Origin of the sequence: Aminithiophilus ramosus (genome assembly GCF_018069705.1) — a bacterium.
Taxonomy (GTDB): domain Bacteria; phylum Synergistota; class Synergistia; order Synergistales; family Aminithiophilaceae; genus Aminithiophilus; species Aminithiophilus ramosus.
Genome location: NZ_CP072943.1, coordinates 674,584 through 690,660, shown reverse-complemented (window position 1 = coordinate 690,660; position 16,077 = coordinate 674,584). Strand labels below are relative to the sequence as shown.

Annotated in this window: 13 protein-coding genes; 11 read left to right on the top strand and 2 right to left on the bottom strand. The window is 60.1% G+C overall.

The genetic code is table 11. The features are described from left to right. Position 1 precedes the first annotated feature (1 nt). The 11 genes from KAR29_RS02990 (at position 2) to KAR29_RS02935 (ending at position 14,432) form a co-directional block, all read left to right on the top strand. The gene (locus KAR29_RS02990; protein WP_274374160.1) at positions 2-742 is read left to right on the top strand and encodes a hypothetical protein; all 741 of its coding nucleotides are present in this window, start codon (positions 2-4) and stop codon (positions 740-742) included. Then, the gene (locus KAR29_RS02985) at positions 739-1,248 is read left to right on the top strand and encodes a DUF4416 family protein (RefSeq protein WP_274374159.1); all 510 of its coding nucleotides are present in this window, start codon (positions 739-741) and stop codon (positions 1,246-1,248) included. The genes KAR29_RS02990 and KAR29_RS02985 overlap by 4 nt, the downstream gene beginning before the upstream one ends. Then, on the top strand, positions 1,245-2,543 hold the full coding sequence (purB, locus tag KAR29_RS02980) for an adenylosuccinate lyase (protein ID WP_274374158.1): 1,299 nt from the start codon (positions 1,245-1,247) through the stop codon (positions 2,541-2,543). Before KAR29_RS02985 ends, purB begins: the two co-directional genes overlap by 4 nt. 41 nt (positions 2,544-2,584) lie before the next feature. Continuing rightward, positions 2,585-3,571, top strand: coding sequence for a class II fructose-bisphosphatase (gene glpX, locus KAR29_RS02975; protein WP_274374157.1), 987 nt, complete (start codon positions 2,585-2,587; stop codon positions 3,569-3,571). Positions 3,572-4,909: 1,338 nt separating this feature from the next. After that, positions 4,910-7,264, top strand: a complete 2,355-nt coding sequence (locus tag KAR29_RS02970; RefSeq protein ID WP_274374156.1) for a tetratricopeptide repeat protein — start codon at positions 4,910-4,912, stop codon at positions 7,262-7,264. A 105-nt stretch (positions 7,265-7,369) separates the two neighbouring features. After that, a complete protein-coding gene (locus tag KAR29_RS02965) occupies positions 7,370-8,332 on the top strand; it encodes a hypothetical protein (protein WP_274374155.1) in 963 nt (320 codons plus the stop codon). A gap of 91 nt (positions 8,333-8,423) precedes the next feature. Then, positions 8,424-8,948, top strand: coding sequence for a cob(I)yrinic acid a,c-diamide adenosyltransferase (gene cobO, locus KAR29_RS02960; RefSeq protein WP_274374154.1), 525 nt, complete (start codon positions 8,424-8,426; stop codon positions 8,946-8,948). Positions 8,949-9,105: 157 nt separating this feature from the next. Further along, entirely contained in the window at positions 9,106-10,137 is a 1,032-nt protein-coding gene (gene mnmA / locus KAR29_RS14010; RefSeq protein WP_407649527.1) for a tRNA 2-thiouridine(34) synthase MnmA, read from the top strand. Beyond that, positions 10,134-12,623 (top strand): Lon protease family protein, encoded by a 2,490-nt coding sequence (locus tag KAR29_RS02945; protein WP_274374151.1) that lies wholly within the window; start codon positions 10,134-10,136, stop codon positions 12,621-12,623. Before mnmA ends, KAR29_RS02945 begins: the two co-directional genes overlap by 4 nt. Before the next feature lie 43 nt (positions 12,624-12,666). Continuing rightward, positions 12,667-13,314 carry an endonuclease III domain-containing protein gene (locus tag KAR29_RS02940; RefSeq protein WP_274374150.1) on the top strand — a complete coding sequence of 216 codons (648 nt, stop codon included), beginning with the start codon at positions 12,667-12,669 and terminating at the stop codon, positions 13,312-13,314. Beyond that, positions 13,311-14,432, top strand: coding sequence for a DUF362 domain-containing protein (locus KAR29_RS02935; RefSeq protein ID WP_274374149.1), 1,122 nt, complete (start codon positions 13,311-13,313; stop codon positions 14,430-14,432). The genes KAR29_RS02940 and KAR29_RS02935 overlap by 4 nt, the downstream gene beginning before the upstream one ends. A 70-nt stretch (positions 14,433-14,502) precedes the next feature. Here KAR29_RS02935 and KAR29_RS02930 read toward each other — a convergent pair whose 3' ends face one another. Continuing rightward, positions 14,503-14,811 (bottom strand): YerC/YecD family TrpR-related protein, encoded by a 309-nt coding sequence (locus KAR29_RS02930; protein WP_274374148.1) that lies wholly within the window; start codon positions 14,809-14,811, stop codon positions 14,503-14,505. 88 nt (positions 14,812-14,899) lie between these two features. Next, positions 14,900-15,937: a pyridoxal phosphate-dependent aminotransferase gene (locus tag KAR29_RS02925; RefSeq protein WP_274374147.1), complete on the bottom strand. Its 1,038-nt coding sequence runs from the start codon at positions 15,935-15,937 to the stop codon at positions 14,900-14,902. Positions 15,938-16,077: the final 140 nt, after the last annotated feature.

Below are 16,077 nucleotides of genomic sequence, written 5' to 3'. Positions count from 1 at the left end.
GATGAAAGATCTTGGCGAAGGCCTGTCGGAGAAGTCCTCGATTCATGATCTCCTCAGAGCCCTTTTCCGACTGAATGGGGAGCTGGTTCGTGTTCGGTCGGGCCATAAAGTGCGCTTCTTCCACAAGGAGCAGCTTTTCGCCCTTGTCGAGAGAGGCTGGGGGGGCAAGACCTTGATTTCGCTCTCCTCCGAGCCTGGACTTGGCCGGGCCGCCGTGGAACGATTGGCTCCTCAGACGGTGGTCCTTGATCTCCTGGAAGGGCGAAGCTGCCTCAGCACCGTCGGCGAGAGCGACAGCCTTCCCCTTTCCGATCCCTGGTTTGATGTCCCTCTTCCTGTCGTCTGCCTCCACGAAGGGGCTCTGCTTTTCAACGAAGAGGCCCGTTCCCGATGGGGGGAGCTGCAATTGCCCCTTGAGACTCTGCGGAACATGGCGACGGGCGAGGAGGAGGCCTTCGAATCGGAGGGGCGCCATTTCATGATCCGTCACCTCGGGGAGGGGCGTTATTTCCTGGAAGATGTCTCCCTGGATTTTCTGACGGCGCAGGAAATCGTCTGGTGGGCTGCCGTCGGCAAAGCTCTGGTGTCGCGCATGAAGGAGAACGGTGCCTCCATCGAACGCTTTGCCGCCGATAGCAGGAGAACGCGGGAAGACAAGTCTCTTCTCCCCTGCGTCTGGGAGGGAAATCTTCTCGGCTATATCGCCGTCAGGCAGTCTCGAGGGGAGGGAGAAGGAAAGTGACGGGCCTGGTCAAACGCGTTGTGGCCCTTCTTTACCCCGATAGAGAGTGGCTTCAATGGGTTCTCGATCAGGTAGAGCCTCTGTGGGGGCGGCCGGAGCGCCTTCTGGAGGGGGTCCTTTTTGCGTCCACCGATTATTATCGGGAGATTGCCCCGGTCCTGTACAGAGGGTTCTGTTCCTTTCCGTCACTACAACCGGCCGAAGGGCTTGTCCTTTGGAAAAAGACGGCCATCGCCCTGGAAAGACGAAGTGCCGTCCGGCGACGGGTCAACATCGACCCCGGCTACGTCGACGGTGCCCGCCTCGTCCTCGCCTCGACGAAAGACCACGGACACAGGGTCTATCTGGGCGGTTCCGTTTTCGCCGAAGTGACGCTCTTGTTTCGAAAAGGACGTTGGTGTCCTTTAGACTATACCTATTCCGATTTTCGCAGCGGCGTTTATGATGCTTTTCTCAGCGATGTGCGTCGGGACTGGTGTCGCCAGGTCAAGGAGGTTCGTCAATGATCGAGAGATATCAGACGGAGGCTATGCACCATATCTGGTCGGAGCGAAACAAGTTTAAAGTGTGGCTTGATGTCGAGCTTGCCGTGTGTCGCATCTGGAACGAGGACGGAGTGATTCCCGATGAGGCTTTGGCCGATATCATCGAGCGAGCCGATTTCGATCTCGACAGGATCGCCGAGATAGAGGCCCAGGTCCATCACGACGTCATCGCTTTCGTGAGCAGTGTTTCCGAAAAGGTCGGGGCGGCAGGCCGTTTCGTTCATCTCGGTCTGACGAGCAGTGACGTCCTTGATACGGCATCGGCCCTTCTGTTGGGGCAGAGTCTCGATGTGGTCATCGCTGAAACGGAGGGTTTGGCCCTCGACCTCCTGCGGCAGGCCCACCGCTACAGGAGAACTCTCTGCGTCGGCCGGACGCACGGCATCCACGGCGAACCGACGACCTTCGGCCTCAAATTGCTCAACCACTACGACCAACTGACCCATGATGTGGAGCGGCTGAAAAGCGCCAGAGAGGCGATCCGTTTCGGAAAAGTGTCCGGGGCCGTTGGGACCTACGCTCACTGTGCCCCAGAAGTCGAGGAGCGTGTCTGTGCCCTGCTGGGCCTCAAGGCGGCGCCCATCTCGACCCAAGTCATTCAGCGAGACCGTCACGCCCAGGTCATGTCCGTCCTGGCCCTTTTGGGGACGGCCCTGGAGCGCTTCAGCCTCGAAATTCGCCATCTTCAGCGCACAGAAGTCCGCGAGGCTTTTGAACCGTTCGGAAAAGGGCAGAAGGGCTCGTCTGCCATGCCTCACAAGCGCAACCCCATCCTGTGCGAGCGCGTTTGCGGGATGGCCCGACTCCTTCGGAGCTACGGCCAAGTCGCCCTCGAAAATGTGGCCCTCTGGCACGAGCGCGACATCAGCCACTCTTCCGTAGAGCGGATCATATGGCCCGATGCCTTTCACCTGATTCACTACGCTCTCCGGGTGACGCGTAAAATCGTCACAGGCCTCGAGGTGGATGAAGAAAAAATGAAGAAAAACCTCGAGCTGACTCGAGGCCTTGTCTTCAGCCAAAGGATCCTTCTCGACCTGGTCGAGCGTTTCGGCCTGGCCCGGGAAGAGGCTTACTCCGTCGTCCAGGACAATGCCATGCGCTGCTGGGCCGGCGAGGGGCAGTTTCGCGACCTTCTGCTGGCCGATCCCCGCCTGAAAGGGCGCCTTTCCAGTCTTCAGATGGAGGCCCTCTTCGACGTGGGGCATTATACTCAGTACGTGGACAGGATTTTTGCCCGTTTTCCCAAGCCATGAGTCTCAGCGGCTCGTGCAGCTTCCAGGAGGTGTAGGTTCTCATGTCTGTTCCCGAGAGAAACATGGCCCTCGAATTGGTGAGGGCTACGGAATCGGCGGCCATGGCGGCCGGACGTTGGATGGGGCGCGGCGACAAGAATGGAGCCGACAAGGCCGCCGTCGATGCCATGCGTTTCATGCTCAACACGGTCGAGATGGATGGCGTTGTCGTCATCGGCGAGGGAGAAAAGGACGAGGCTCCCATGCTTTTCAACGGCGAACGCCTTGGAACCGGCTCCGAACCGCAGGTCGATATCGCCGTCGATCCCATTGATGGAACCCGCCTCTGTGCCCTTGGCCGTCCCAACTCGGTCAGCGTCGTCGCTGTCGGCGAGAGGGGGGCCTTTTACGACCCCAAGCATATTTTCTACATGAACAAGTTGGCCACGGGACCGACGGCGGCCGACGTGATCGATATCACCATCCCCATAGAGGAGAACATCGCCCGTGTCGCCAAGGCCAAAAACAAAAAACCCCGCGATGTCACCGTCGTCGTTCTCGATCGTCCCAGACACGAAAAACTCATCGCGGCCATCCGTTCCACCGGGGCCCTGATTCGGCTCATCCCTGACGGTGATGTGGCGGGAGCCCTCATGACGTGCAAGGAGGAAAGCGGCATCGATCTTCTCGCCGGTGTCGGAGGCTCGCCGGAGGCGGTCATTTCCGCTGCGGCCCTCAAGTGCGTCGGCGGGAATCTCCAGTGTATGCTCTGGCCCCGCAACGAGGAGGAGGCCGAGCGTTGCGGCCAGGTGGGGCAGGACCTCGACGCCGTTCTCCAGCTGGAGGACCTGGTCAAGGGGAAGAACGTCTTCTTCGCCGCCACGGGCGTGACCGACGGAGAGCTCCTCAAGGGCGTCCGTTATGAAGGGCGGAAAATCAAGACGACGTCGCTGGTGATGCGCGCCAAAAGTGGCACCATCCGCTATATCGAGGCGATACACAGCGCCGAAAAGCTCCGCGAGATCAGCGGCGTGAACTACGAGGGCTGACGGCCCTCTTCCCTTCCGTCTTTGACTTGTTCCGTACGTCGGTGATATAGTGTTTGGGCTTTGTTGGATCTTCATGAGACTTGTGCCGGAGGCTCCCTTGATCTGCCAGCGGGCCTCCGGGGTTTCTGTCCCCTCATGCCCTCTCCGAATCGAAGGCTTCGTCCGTTCGTCGGTGTGACCTGCCGTTGCGAACTTCATTGTCAGCCACCGGGGGTGTTTCTCTTTGCCTCATGCAGGAAGCGGCACCCATAATTTTCGCTTAGAACGGCAGGCCATGACCGAGCCCCCTCTGGTGGCTTGGACCGGTTTTTTCGGAGACCGATCCCGTCCCTTTTCCGCCACCGATCAGGCCACGAAAAACGCCTTTTCCATCTGGGGGCGTCCCGACGGGAGTGCTCGCGGTGATGTCTTCTCCGTAGATAAAGGAGAGCCGCCTCGAAAAGAACGGATGCTCTCCGATGACGGGCACCTCCTGCCCTGGGTCCGGTCGCTCCTTCTCGACCATCCCGGCGGAGAGGGGGCCTCTGGCGGCGACTCTCCTGCGGATTCTGCAGCGGAGGCCGGATCGGATGCGGGTCCGATCGCTCCGGCTTCCCCCTCGGAGGAGGCTTTTCCGGAAGAGTCTCCTTTCGAAATCCCTGAGGAACGGGAGATCGCATCCGGAGCGATGGCGCTCTCTCTCGAAGACGAAGACGAAACCCTGTCTCCCCACGATGAGGTTGATCTCCCGGAGATGCCTGACGTGCGAACCTTTTCGGAGGAAAAGGCGGCAGCGGTCAGGCCTTTCGAAAAGCTTTCGGCGGGAGAACCTGCGGCCGAGCGAGAGACAGGGGCTCTCGAAGCTCTGTCCGTGCCCTCCGACCTCGAGGAGGAGCTCGCTCTTGAGGCGGCTGCGCTGTCGGAAGAAGAAAAGGGAAAAAGCCTTCCCTCCGAGGGAATTCCCGCGGAGGAATCCTTGCCCTTCGACCGAGAAGAGAGCGCCCCCCTGCCCCTTTTTCAGGAAGAATTCGATGAAGAGCGCCCTCCAGAGGAGGGCGCAGCGGTCTCCACGGGCGAGAGGGACGTCTCTTGGGACGAGGCGGAGGAAGTCGGCCTGTCTCCGGTTTTAGCAGAGGATCTCTCCTCGGGGGGCCGGAGCGGGACGAGGCCCTCAGCCTTCTCGCGGAGGAAGCAGGGGATGGTTCCGTGGCCGAGAGGCGCGTTGCGGCTTTTTCAGAAAGCCCTGACGCTTCTGTTCGGCCGCTTGCGGCCTTCCCCGGCGCCTTTGTCGAAGCGGATCAGGGCCAGCCCCAGGGCCAGCGCGAAGAAGGAATTCCTCTTCCTGCGGGAGGAACGGATGTGTCCTTTGCCGAGATTTCCCCCGAAGGAACCGAGACGCCTCTCTCTCCGAGAATGGAGCCTCAGCCCTTTTCCTCTCCCGTCGGTGACGTTTCGGTCGGAGAGGAACATGCCGAGTTCCTCCTGCCCCCTTCGGCCAAGGCCGAGGCGGGCAGGAGACGTTCCTGGGCGGTGCGGGGCGGAACGGTCCTCGTGGCCGCCTCTCTTGTGGCCGGAGGTTACGCCTTTTCCCAGAAAGTGATTCTCCCTCGGCTCTGGGAGAAGAACGTCCGCGAGGCCCTCGAAAAAGAGGATCTTCCGTCGCTTCGACAGCTTTTGCCCCATCTCGAGGAGAAGGGACCTCTCTCTCCTGCCTTGAAAGAAGCCTATGGTCGCCTTCTCCTGGAGAAAGGGAATGCGGAGGAGGCTTTTGATGTCTTCCGAGAACTTCACGACGTGGCCGGGCCGGACGGGAAGATCCTCCTGCTGATGGGACAGGCGGCGTCTCGTGGCGGTAGAGTGGAGGAGGCCGAACCCCTTTTTCGGGAGGCCCTGACGGTTGAGCCCTCTTCATGGCAAGCCTATGCCGAGCTCGGTTCCCTCTGTGCCGCCTCGGGGAGGGGGTCGGAGGCGATCGACCTCTGCCGAGAGGCCCTGAAAAGGGCACCGGAGCGTCCTGAGTTGAAAGGACTCCTCGGCATCGCTCTCGTCGAAGGGGAGCGATGGGACGAAGCCCTTCCCCTGCTTCGGGAGGCTCTCGAGGGTGACCCCGATAACGCTCGCCTGAGAACGGCTCTTTCCGCGGCTCAGACCGGAGCGGAGAAAGAGCGTTTGGAGACTCTTCGCCTCGAGGAGCTTCGCCGAGACGAAGAGGAAGCCGACCATTTCCGAAAGGCCGGAAGGGATGCGTTGGCCGCGGAGCGTTTCGAAGAGGCTCTGGCTTTGTTTCGCCGTGCCGGAGTTTTTTGGGAGGGGCGGGACGAGGTCTGTCTCAGGGGGGAAGCCTTTGCCCTTTTGGGGCTGAACCGTTTCGCCGAGGCCCGTCCTCTTTTCGAGAGACTTCTCGAGGGAGCTCCCGACGATCAAGACCTGCTGCGGGGAATGGAGGAACTCCGGAAGAAAGAGGCCGAGGAGGTCTTTCGGCTCCGCAAGGAAGACCTTCGGCGCCAGATGGCGGCGGCGCGCCGAGGCGGCGACGAGAAATCTCTCCTCGCTGCGGCGAAAGAGCTGATGGTTCTCGATCCTGCCGATAGTATGGCTCCTATGGAACTTGGCAGGATCTCTCTGGCTCGAGGGCGTCTTGACGAAGCGGAACGTCTTTTCAGAGGGGCTCTCGATCAGGACGAACACAACGGTGAGGCTCGGGCCGGATTGAGCCGGGTGAGCGAACAGCGCAGGGCCCTGCGTCTTGCGCGGGCTCGGAGTCTGGGGTTGCAGGGTGTCGCCCTGAGCGAGTCGGGGGGCGAGCCGGGCCGGGCTCTCTCTTTGCTCAAAGAGGCGTTCTCCCTCGATCCCAACCTCGAAGAGGTCCTCTTCCCTCTTGCGAGAGTTCTGGAAAGACAGGGCGATCTCCGCGGAGCCGAGCGCTATTATCGGGAACTTCTTCTGCGGGCGCCCTCTCAGGGACGCGCCTGGAACAATCTCGCCCTGATCCGTTATCGTCAGGGGGAGGGAAACGAGGCCGAGGAGCTTCTTTCGAGAGGACTCGATTCGGCGCCCATGAACCGGACCTTGGCTCGCAACCTCGCCCTTCTTCGTCTCGTCGAGGGAAGGGAAGAGGAGGCTCTCGATCCCTTCCGGCACTACTTTAAGCTGGATCCTTTTGAGGACGGTGGTGACGAAAGGGAAGAGGAACGCCTCGCTCTGGAACCGATGGATCGGGGAGCGTCGCAGCGTTACCTTGATGGCTATATGACGGCCTTTGACGGAACACCTCTGGCTCTCGGCCTTCCTCTGGAGGAGCGCCTGGCCTTCTTGGAACCTTTTGCCGCTGCCGTCGAGGAAAACCCCGTTGAGGCCGACGCCTATTTCGGCTACCTTCTGTCTTTGGGAGTCGGTTATCCTTTAGCGGAAAACCCCGCTCCCTGGCAAATCGGCCTTTCCCTCGTAGGGGCTCATTCTCACCTGGCTCGGGGGCGTTTCTCCGACGCTTCCCGCCTTCTCGAGGCCATCCCCCCGTCGGAGCGAGAGAGGGATCCGGCGGTTTCCATGCTCCTCGGCCATGCCCTGCGTCACCTCCAGCGGTACAGTGAGGCCAGGGAGTCGTATCGTTACGCCTTTCTCCAGACGCCCGGCGATCCCGTCGTTCGAGAGAGCCTGCGGCGCCTTCTGGAGGCCTATGCGAACCGCAAAACAATCGATAAGGGTGGTGACTGATTCATGACGGAAATGTCTTCAACTCAATTTTTCTTTGCCGAGAGAATGGAAGAGCTTCTTAAAGCTTTGATCGCCGACGCCTCAATCCTTACATTTCGGCTTTTTTTGCATCCTGATGAAAACGGAGGCTGTCGCGGTGAGGTCGATCTTCTCTTCCCCTCCGACCTCCAGCGCCTTGACGACCTTCTCCGTGCCGAGTTCGACGTCGACGACGGTCTCTCTCAGGCCGTGGGGGACGTTGAAGAAAAGGGAGAACTGGCTCTGGCCGACTATGTCTTTTCGTTGGCGGCTCCCCGCGCCGATCTCCGTGAATGGTTGCCCTTTGCCGGCAGGCGCTGTCGTCTTCAGGTCGGTACCGTTCTTCAGGGGGCCTGCGATGTTCTGAACGCCTCTCTCGGTCTCTCTGAAGGGGGGGCGGCCAGCCCCAAGCTGGTTCGCAAGCTGGCCCGCATGAATGCCCTTCTCGAGGAGGCCGAAGAGGGCTATCGCATCCTCCTCTCTCAGGCGGGCGTGCGGTCTCGGGAGGAGCGGCGGGAACGGGCTTTCCCCAGCGTCTCCAACGACGCCGACGACAGAAGAATTTCCTCGGAGGAGGAGCAGACTCTGGGGCTTTCCCGAAACGGTGGTGACGAGTCCCAGCCTGAGCGCCCCCTTTCCGCCTCGGATCGGCCTGACCTGGCCTCGCTCCGCCTCTTTTTCAGCGCCCATGCCTCGTGGCTGGAGACGTGGGAAAGACTGGCGAGCCAGAGAGGAATCTCCCTCTCGCGTCCTCCCCTGGCCCAACAGGAGGAGACGCTCCGCGGCCTCGCCCGTCTCCTCGAGGCGGCCGAGATCGACGATTTCCGGTCGCTTGAGGAGCAGTTCCTGGCCCTCGACGAGGCGGCTCTCGGGGCCCGCCTCGACTCCCTCCGGCGGACCTTCGGAGAGAAGCTGGACGCGTGGAAGATCGACCCTTACGGTCTCGTCTTCCTTGTCTTCCTCGATGTCCATTGGGATACTCTCAAAGAGAAGGACCTTGACGCTCTGGGCATCAAGGCGGCAATGGACAAGATTCGCTCCGAGGAATGATCGGCGTGGTCCGGTCCTGGGCATGAGAGGATCGATAAGGCTGCGCCCCTGCTTCCAGGGGCGCAGCCTTTAGCTAAGGGGATGATGCAGCGTGGCGGCAAAAGGGCTCGTTCAGGTTTATACCGGTGACGGCAAGGGCAAGACGACCTGTGCCATCGGGTTGGCCATACGTCTTCTCGGCCATGGAGGACGTGTTGCCATCGTACAGTTTCTCAAAGGTTGGGAGGGATATGGAGAGGTGGCTTTTCTCGAGGCCCTGCCTGCCGTCTCCCTTGAAAGGACGGGGCGGGCCGATTTCGTTCGGCCTCGAGGTCCGCAGCCCGAAGATTATGCGGAGGCGGAACGGGGGCTTCGTCTGGCCGAGCGACGAATTACAAGCGGTGAATACGATCTTGTCATCCTTGATGAGATCAACGTGGCCCTTAGCTATGGCCTTATTTCGACCCGAACCGTTCTCGATATGCTCAAAGGTAGACCCGCTCACGTGGAAGTGGTCTTGACGGGCCGCAACGCCCCCGATCCCCTCCTTGATGCGGCCGATCTTGTCACGGAGATGGTCAATCGACGTCATCCTTTCGAAAGAGGCATCAAAGCGCGAGAGGGCATCGAATTCTGATGCGCCCCTTTCTCGCGTCGGAGGGCCTTTCGGTCCGCATGGCCTTTGAAAGGGGTGAAAGCCGCCTGTTGACGCATTTCAGGGGGAGTCCGGGGGGAACTCCGGTGACGGACGGTCTTGTGCCTGACGGTCACGAGCCCATGGCGGCGATCTTTCCATGTCTTCCGTTTTCCTGGGCATGAGCGGTGGCGTCGACAGCGCCGTTGCCGCCGCTCGCCTCGTCGATCGAGGCCATGATGTCGTGCCCGTTCATATTCTCCTTTCCGATTCCGACGCGGGAGGGGCGCGGGAACGGGTGCATCGCCTATGTCGCCATTTGAGGCTGCCTCTGGTCGAAAGAGATCTCCGCGATCTTTTCCGTAGAGAAATTGTCGATCCCTTTCTGGCCACCTACCGTAAGGGAGAGACACCCAATCCCTGCATTCGCTGCAACGAGAGGGTGAAATTCCCTTCCCTTCTCGATGTCGCGTCTGATCGAGACGATCGGATTGCCACGGGGCATTATGTTAGGATTGTCTTGGGGGAGGAGGGGGACGGCCTTCTCCGTGCCGTCGATCGAGGAAAAGATCAAAGTTATGTGCTTTATCGCCTTGACCCTGCGCTGCTTCCTCGCCTGATCTTTCCGCTGGGCATGTCGACGAAGACGGAGGTACTGGAGGAGGCCCGCCGTCGTTTCGGCGACCTTTTTGACGATGTCGCCGAGAGCAACGACCTCTGCTTCCTTTCGTCGGCGCGGAGGAAAGCGCTTCTCCGGTCCATCCCCGGGCCCATCGTCGATAGAGAGGGACGTCATGTGGGGCGCCATGACGGTATCGGTCTCTACACCGTCGGCCAGAGAAAAGGTCTCGGTCTTGCCGGCGGCCCGTGGTATGTCGTCGAGATCGACGCCGAAGGCGGGTGTGTCGTCGTCGGACGAAAAGAAGATCTTTTTGTCCGCTCCGTTTACGCCCTTTTCCCCAGCTGGCACCGCAGACCTGCGCCGGGCGAGATCTTTCAGGCGCAACACCGTTACAGGACCGAGCCTTGTCGGGTCCGGATGGACCATGTCGATGACAGGAGCTTCTCCGTCACGTACCTTGACCGTCCGCAGCCAGTCGCACCGGGTCAATCGCTGGTCCTTTACGATGGAGAACGGGTGCTGGGCGGAGGGGTCATAACCAAACAAGAGGAGGGCAAGACAGGAGCATGAAGACGCTGGAAAAATGCAGACTGACGACGAACCAATTGCGACGTAAAACCGATCTGGAAGCCTTTGACTTCTCGTCCACCGGAGATCTGCCCTGTCTGGGAGAGCTCATAGGCCAGGAGCGGGCTGTCCGCTCCATGGCTTTCGGCCTTGAAGTGAAAAGCAAGGGCTACAACATCTTTGTCCTCGGCGAGCCGGGAAGCGGGAGGACGACCTACACTCTGGAAAAACTTCGGGAAAAAGCCAAGACCCAGAAGGCTCCAGACGACTGGGTCTATGTCTATAACTTCGACAGACCCAACGAGCCTCTTGCCGTCAACCTGCCTCCCGGCCAGGCTAAAGCGTTGGCCTCCGCCGTCGACGAACTGGTGGAGGAACTCAAGCAGGCCCTGAGCAAGGCCTTCGATAACAGCCAATATGAGGACAACAAGGCTCAGCTCGTCAAAGAATTTCAGGAACGTGTCAATGGCCTTATGGAAGAGCTTCGCGGCTGGTCCAAGGAGCAGGGCTTTGCCATCAAACGTACGCCTCAGGGCTTCGTCAACATTCCTCTTCTTCAGGAAGAGGACGACGAAGGCAACAAGACGGAGCGGGAAATGCAGCAGGAGGAATTCGAGACCCTCGAAGATCCGGAACAGAAACGGCTTCATAAAATCTCCGAACAGGTCTCGCAGAAGACGCTGGAGGTCCTTCGATCCATCAGGGACGAGGAGAAGGAGCTCAAGGAGAAAATTCGCCAGCTCGAGGCCGAAATCTGCAGAAATGCCCTTGAACCCTACCTTGCCGATCTCAAAGACCGGTTCGCCGAAGGGGGAGGGGAGAAGCTCAAAAGCTGGATCGTCTCTCTCGCTGAGGACATCATCGCCAACTTCGGGGCCTTCGTCGCCTCCGCGAGAGACGAAAACGCCGAAGCCGACTTCAACCGATACAGCGTCAACGTTCTCGTCTCCAATGATCCGGACGACGGGGCGGCTGTCGTCTGGGAGACCAATCCCACCTACTACAACCTTGTCGGGAAAGTCGAGTACGAAAGCCGTCAAGGCTATCTCTACACGGATTTCAAGAAGATCGTGGGAGGAGCCGTTCATCGTGCCAACGGGGGCTACCTCGTCGTGGATGCCGAACAGTTCTTTCGCCAATTCATGTCCTGGGATGCCCTGAAGCGCATTCTACGGACGGGAGAGCTGAATATCGAAAACCTGGGAGAGCAGCTTGGTTTCGTCCCCGTATCGTCCCTTCGTCCCGAGCCCATTCCCGTCGACATGAAGGTCGTTATCATCGGCACGCGTTACCTCTATCACCTGTTGATGATCTATGATCCTGATTTTCAGAAGCTGTTTAAAATAAAGGCCGATTATGATGTCGATATGCCCAGAAACATCGCGACGGAGAGACAATTGGCCTGTTTCATCGCCAGTTACGTCAGTCACGAACACCAGCTTCATTTCACGAAAGAGGGAGTGGGCGAGGTCGTCGATTGGGCCTCCCGCCTTGCCGAACACCAGGATCGGATGTCGACCCAATTTAATCGTCTCGCCGAAATTCTCGTCGAAGCCTCCGCTTGGGCTTCCTCCGAAGGGGCCTCCGAGGTCTGCCGGGAGCATGTCATCAGGGCCATCGAGGAAAAAACGTTCAGAAGTAATCTCATCGAGGAACGCTTCTTGCGGGCTTTCGAAGAGGGGACGATCCGGATCGACACGGAGGGCGAGGCCCTGGGGCAGATCAACGGTCTCACGGTCATCGACCTGCGAGATCATGCCTTCGGTCATCCCGTTCGCATCACGGCCAATGTCTATATGGGCCAGGAGGGAATCGTCAACATCGAAAGAGAGGTCAAAATGACGGGCCCCATTCACAACAAGGGGCTTCTCACTCTCGGCAGCTATCTGGGGAGGACCTATGCCCAGGATATGCCTCTTTCTCTATCGGCCCGGATCGCCTTCGAGCAGACCTACTCGGGAATCGAGGGAGACAGCGCCTCCTCGACGGAACTCTATGCGCTTCTCTCGGCCCTTTCCGGTTTCCCTCTTCGCCAGGACCTGGCCGTCACGGGCTCCGTCGATCAGTTTGGCATGATCCAGCCCATAGGCGGCGTCAACGAAAAAATCGAAGGTTTCTTCCACTACTGCAAGGCACGGGGGCTCACGGGAAGTCAGGGCGTTATCATCCCCGTCCAGAACGTGAAGAACCTCATGCTCAGAAGGGAAGTGCTCGAAGCCGTCGAAGAGGGGCGTTTTTCCATCTGGGCCGTCTCCTCCATCGACGAGGGCATCGAGATCCTGACGGGCAAACCGGCGGGGCGGACGACCTTTGGCGACGACGATGCCCCCGAGGCCCTGAAAGAGACGGTTCACGGAAGTATCCGTCTACGGCTGCGAGAGTGGTACCGTCGCGCCGGCGAGCTCAAGAAGCTCTTCGGCGGAAAGGGTGGGGAAGAGAACAAAGAAGGGGCGGCCGATGATCAGGCGAACAAAGGCCGATCGGCCTGACGAAAAAGGGACTTCCTTGCCGCCCCGAGAGCTTCTTGAGAAAGTGTTCGACCTCCTCGAGGAACTCTGGCATCGCGAGCGGGACAGCCGCCATCCCGATCCTTTCAGTGAACCTCTCGACGGGCTGATCCTGACCGTTCTCTCTCAGAACACCAATGACGTCAACCGAGATCGGGCCTTCGGCCGTCTCAAAAAACGTTATCCCACATGGAAGGACGTGGCATCGGCCTCGGTTGAGTCCGTCGCCGATGCCATCAGACCCGCCGGGATCGCCAACAACAAGGCGGCGAGAATCGGCGAGATTCTGGCTCTTATCGTCGACGACTTCGGGGCACACTCTCTGAAGGCCCTTGCCCGGTGGGAACCGACCCGAGCCAGGGCTTACCTTGAGGCCTTGCCCGGCGTCGGTCCGAAGACGGCGGCCTGCGTCCTTCTCTTCGATCTCGGCATGGCCGCCTTTCCCGCAGATACTCACGTTTCCCGTCTCTGTCGCCGCCTCGGCTGGGTTCCGGAAAACATGCCGCCCGGCGAAATTCAATCCGTCATGGAGGAGGCGTTGCCTCCCTCCCGCTACATGGGCGCTCACCTGAACCTCATCGAACAGGGCCGTCATCTCTGTCGTGCCCGCTCTCCCCTTTGTGGGGACTGTCCGCTGAGGCCTCACTGCGCCTATGGGAGGGGAGTCGCTTGAGATCGCCTTATCGCGTCGGTGCTGCCCGATGTCTCTCCTACGAACCGGCCGAGGTCGAGGCGGCCCTTGCCCTTGCCCTGGAGCGGGCCGGGGGACTGCCGTCCCTTTCGGGGGAGGTGCTCCTCAAGGCGAATCTGCTCGCCCCCCGGGCGCCGGAGGAGGCCGTCACGACCCATCCGGCCCTTCTTGGGGCTTTGGCCGATCTCATTCTCCCCGGGGCGGCCCGCGTTACCGTCGCCGACAGCCCGGGATACATTTTCGTCCACCAGTGGGAGACCCTTTTCCGCCAGACGGGCCTCGACGTGCTTCGAGAAAAAGGCGTCGTCCTGCGTCCCCTCATCGACGACGGCCTCGTCGAGGTTGCCGTCGACGGCCTCTCCCTGTCGCGGGCCCGAGTGGCGCGGCTTTTCCTGGAATCGGATCACGTCGTCAACGTGGCCAAGCTGAAGACTCACGTCGAGACGGAGATGACGGGCTGCATGAAGAATCTCTTCGGCATCGCCGACACGGCGACACGCAAGGCCGCTCATCGTTCCCCCTCTCTGGAGAGGCTGGCTCAGGGCGTGATCGACCTCTTCGGTATCAGAGAGCCCGATTTCAACGTTCTCGACGCCGTTGATTCCATGGAGGGCGACGGACCCTCCAGAGGAAGGCCCGTCCGTACGGGATGGATCTTCGCCGGGGCCAACGCGCTGGCCGTCGATGCCGTCGCCTCTCGCCTCATGGGCTACGAAAATCCCTGGAAAATCCCCCTTCTGGCCGCTGCCGCGGGAAGAGGGATGGGTCCCCGAGGACGGGAGGAGATCGACCTCGAGGGAAGCGAGTGGGGGGAACTGGCTCATCACGGGTTCTGCCGATCGTCGCCGCGAGTCCGTTGGATCCCCACGGCCCTTCGAGGTTGGGCTCACAGTCTGGTCTCCTTGAGGCCCGAGCTGGATCCTTCCCTCTGTACAGGCTGTTCGATCTGTACCCGCGTCTGTCCCGTCGATGCCCTGACCATGAAATCGGGGAAACCGGTCATCGATGAAGCGAGCTGCGTCCGTTGTCTCTGTTGCCACGAAATGTGCCCCGAGGGAGCCATGAAAGTCCGTCGCAACTGGATCAGCCGTCTGATCTGAGCGGTGAAGACGAGGCATGCGAAAAAGGGGGGAGCCTTCAAGGCTCCCCCCTTTTTCGCATGCCTCGCGATCAGCTCGGAACGTCCGCGGCGTCCTCTTTGATGCGTTCCAAGACGAGTTTGTAGCCGTCCGCTCCATACTCCAGAAATTTTTTGACTCGGCTGATCGTTGCCGTGCTGGCTCCCGTCTGCTGAGCGATCTGGGGATAGGTATGCCCCTCGCTGAGAAGGCGGGCCACCTCCAGCCGTTGAGACAGTGCCCGGATCTCACCGATAGTGGCGATGTCCTCCAGAAAACTGTAAACTTCGGCGCTGTCCTTCAGGGCCAAAAAGGACTGACACAGCTGGTCGGTTAACCTGTCTTTCCACTTCTCCGTCACTTTCCATCGCCCCCTCGTAGCGATTTACAGTATGCTCTTTAGTGAATTCTAGCACTGCATGATCGTAGGGGCAAGGGAGAGGCGACTTTCAGGCCTGGGCCGCCGTGGACAGGGGGACGATTTCCTCGTAGCTCCGGAGAAGGGAGAGAAGGCTTCCCATCTCCTCCTCTTTGCCTATAGTCACCCGGACGAAGGTGTTCTCCGAAGAGGGAATTTCGGGGAATTTGACGCAGATCTTCTCGGAATCGAGCAAGGCCTCCAGGGCCTCGCGGCTCAGAGGAGACTGGAGGAGGACGAAATTGGAGGAACTTCCGTAGGCTGTCCACCCGTCAAGGCGGTTGACCTCCTGGATAAAGTGGTCCCGAATGTAGCGAAGACTGAAGACCCGACTTTCCATCCACTCCCGATAGCCCAGCACGATCTGGCCGGCCTCCTGAGAGAGGGCATTCACATTGTAGGGAGGGCGGACGGCCTCGAGGGAAGAGAGAATCTCCTCTCCCGCGACGACATAACCGAGACGAAGTCCGGCCAGCCCCCAGGCCTTGGAGAGAGTGCGAAGGACGACGAGGTTCGACGGCCAGTGCTCTTCCTTTCGATACCTGTCGACGAGAGACCTGTCGGCGAACTCCACGTAGGCCTCATCGACGACGACGGGACAGGGAGCCAGATCGACGACGCGCTGAAGGAAGGTTTCGCTCAGGCTGAGCCCCGTCGGGTTGTTGGGGCTGTCGAGGAGGATAAGAGACGGGGATAGGAGCGCCATGGCGTCGATGAAGGCCTCCTCGTCGAGCGAGACGGAAGAGCCGTCGAAGCGTAGAGCGAGAGTTCTCTGTTCCTGACGGAAGATTTTCGATAGGTGGCGGTATTCGGAGAAGGAGGGCTCCAGGGTGAGAACCGTTCCTCCTGGCTTGGCGAAGGCGATGAAAAGGAGATAGAGCAGCTCGTCGCCTCCATTGCCAGCCATGATCCGAGAGGGATCGACGCCCAGGTAGTCGGCGAGGCGGGTGCGAAGCCGAGTCGAGGGTCCGTCAGGATAGCGATTGAGGGCCGTCTGGCAGAGAACTTGGCGCAGCTCCTCGCGCGGCGAGGGAGGGAGGGAAAAGGGGTTCTCGTTTTTGTCGAGCAAGAGCGGGGTTTTACCGAAATCCTTCGGAGAGGAAGAAAAAATCGGGGTCACGACGAATCGCCTCCTGATGATTGTTTACCTAGTTAAAGTGAAGATGTGCTTGACGGGTGCTAATTTATCACGCCGTCTTTCTTCTGTCA

Bases quoted from the DNA above. Each gene is read 5' to 3' on its own strand.
- glpX (WP_274374157.1), top strand. From the start codon at position 2,585: ATGTCTGTTCCCGAGAGAAACATGGCCCTCGAATTGGTGAGGGCTACG.
- KAR29_RS02990 (WP_274374160.1), top strand. From the start codon at position 2: ATGAAAGATCTTGGCGAAGGCCTGTCGGAGAAGTCCTCGATTCATGAT.
- purB (WP_274374158.1), top strand. From the start codon at position 1,245: ATGATCGAGAGATATCAGACGGAGGCTATGCACCATATCTGGTCGGAG.
- KAR29_RS02945 (WP_274374151.1), top strand. From the start codon at position 10,134: ATGAAGACGCTGGAAAAATGCAGACTGACGACGAACCAATTGCGACGT.
- mnmA (WP_407649527.1), top strand. From the start codon at position 9,106: ATGTCTTCCGTTTTCCTGGGCATGAGCGGTGGCGTCGACAGCGCCGTT.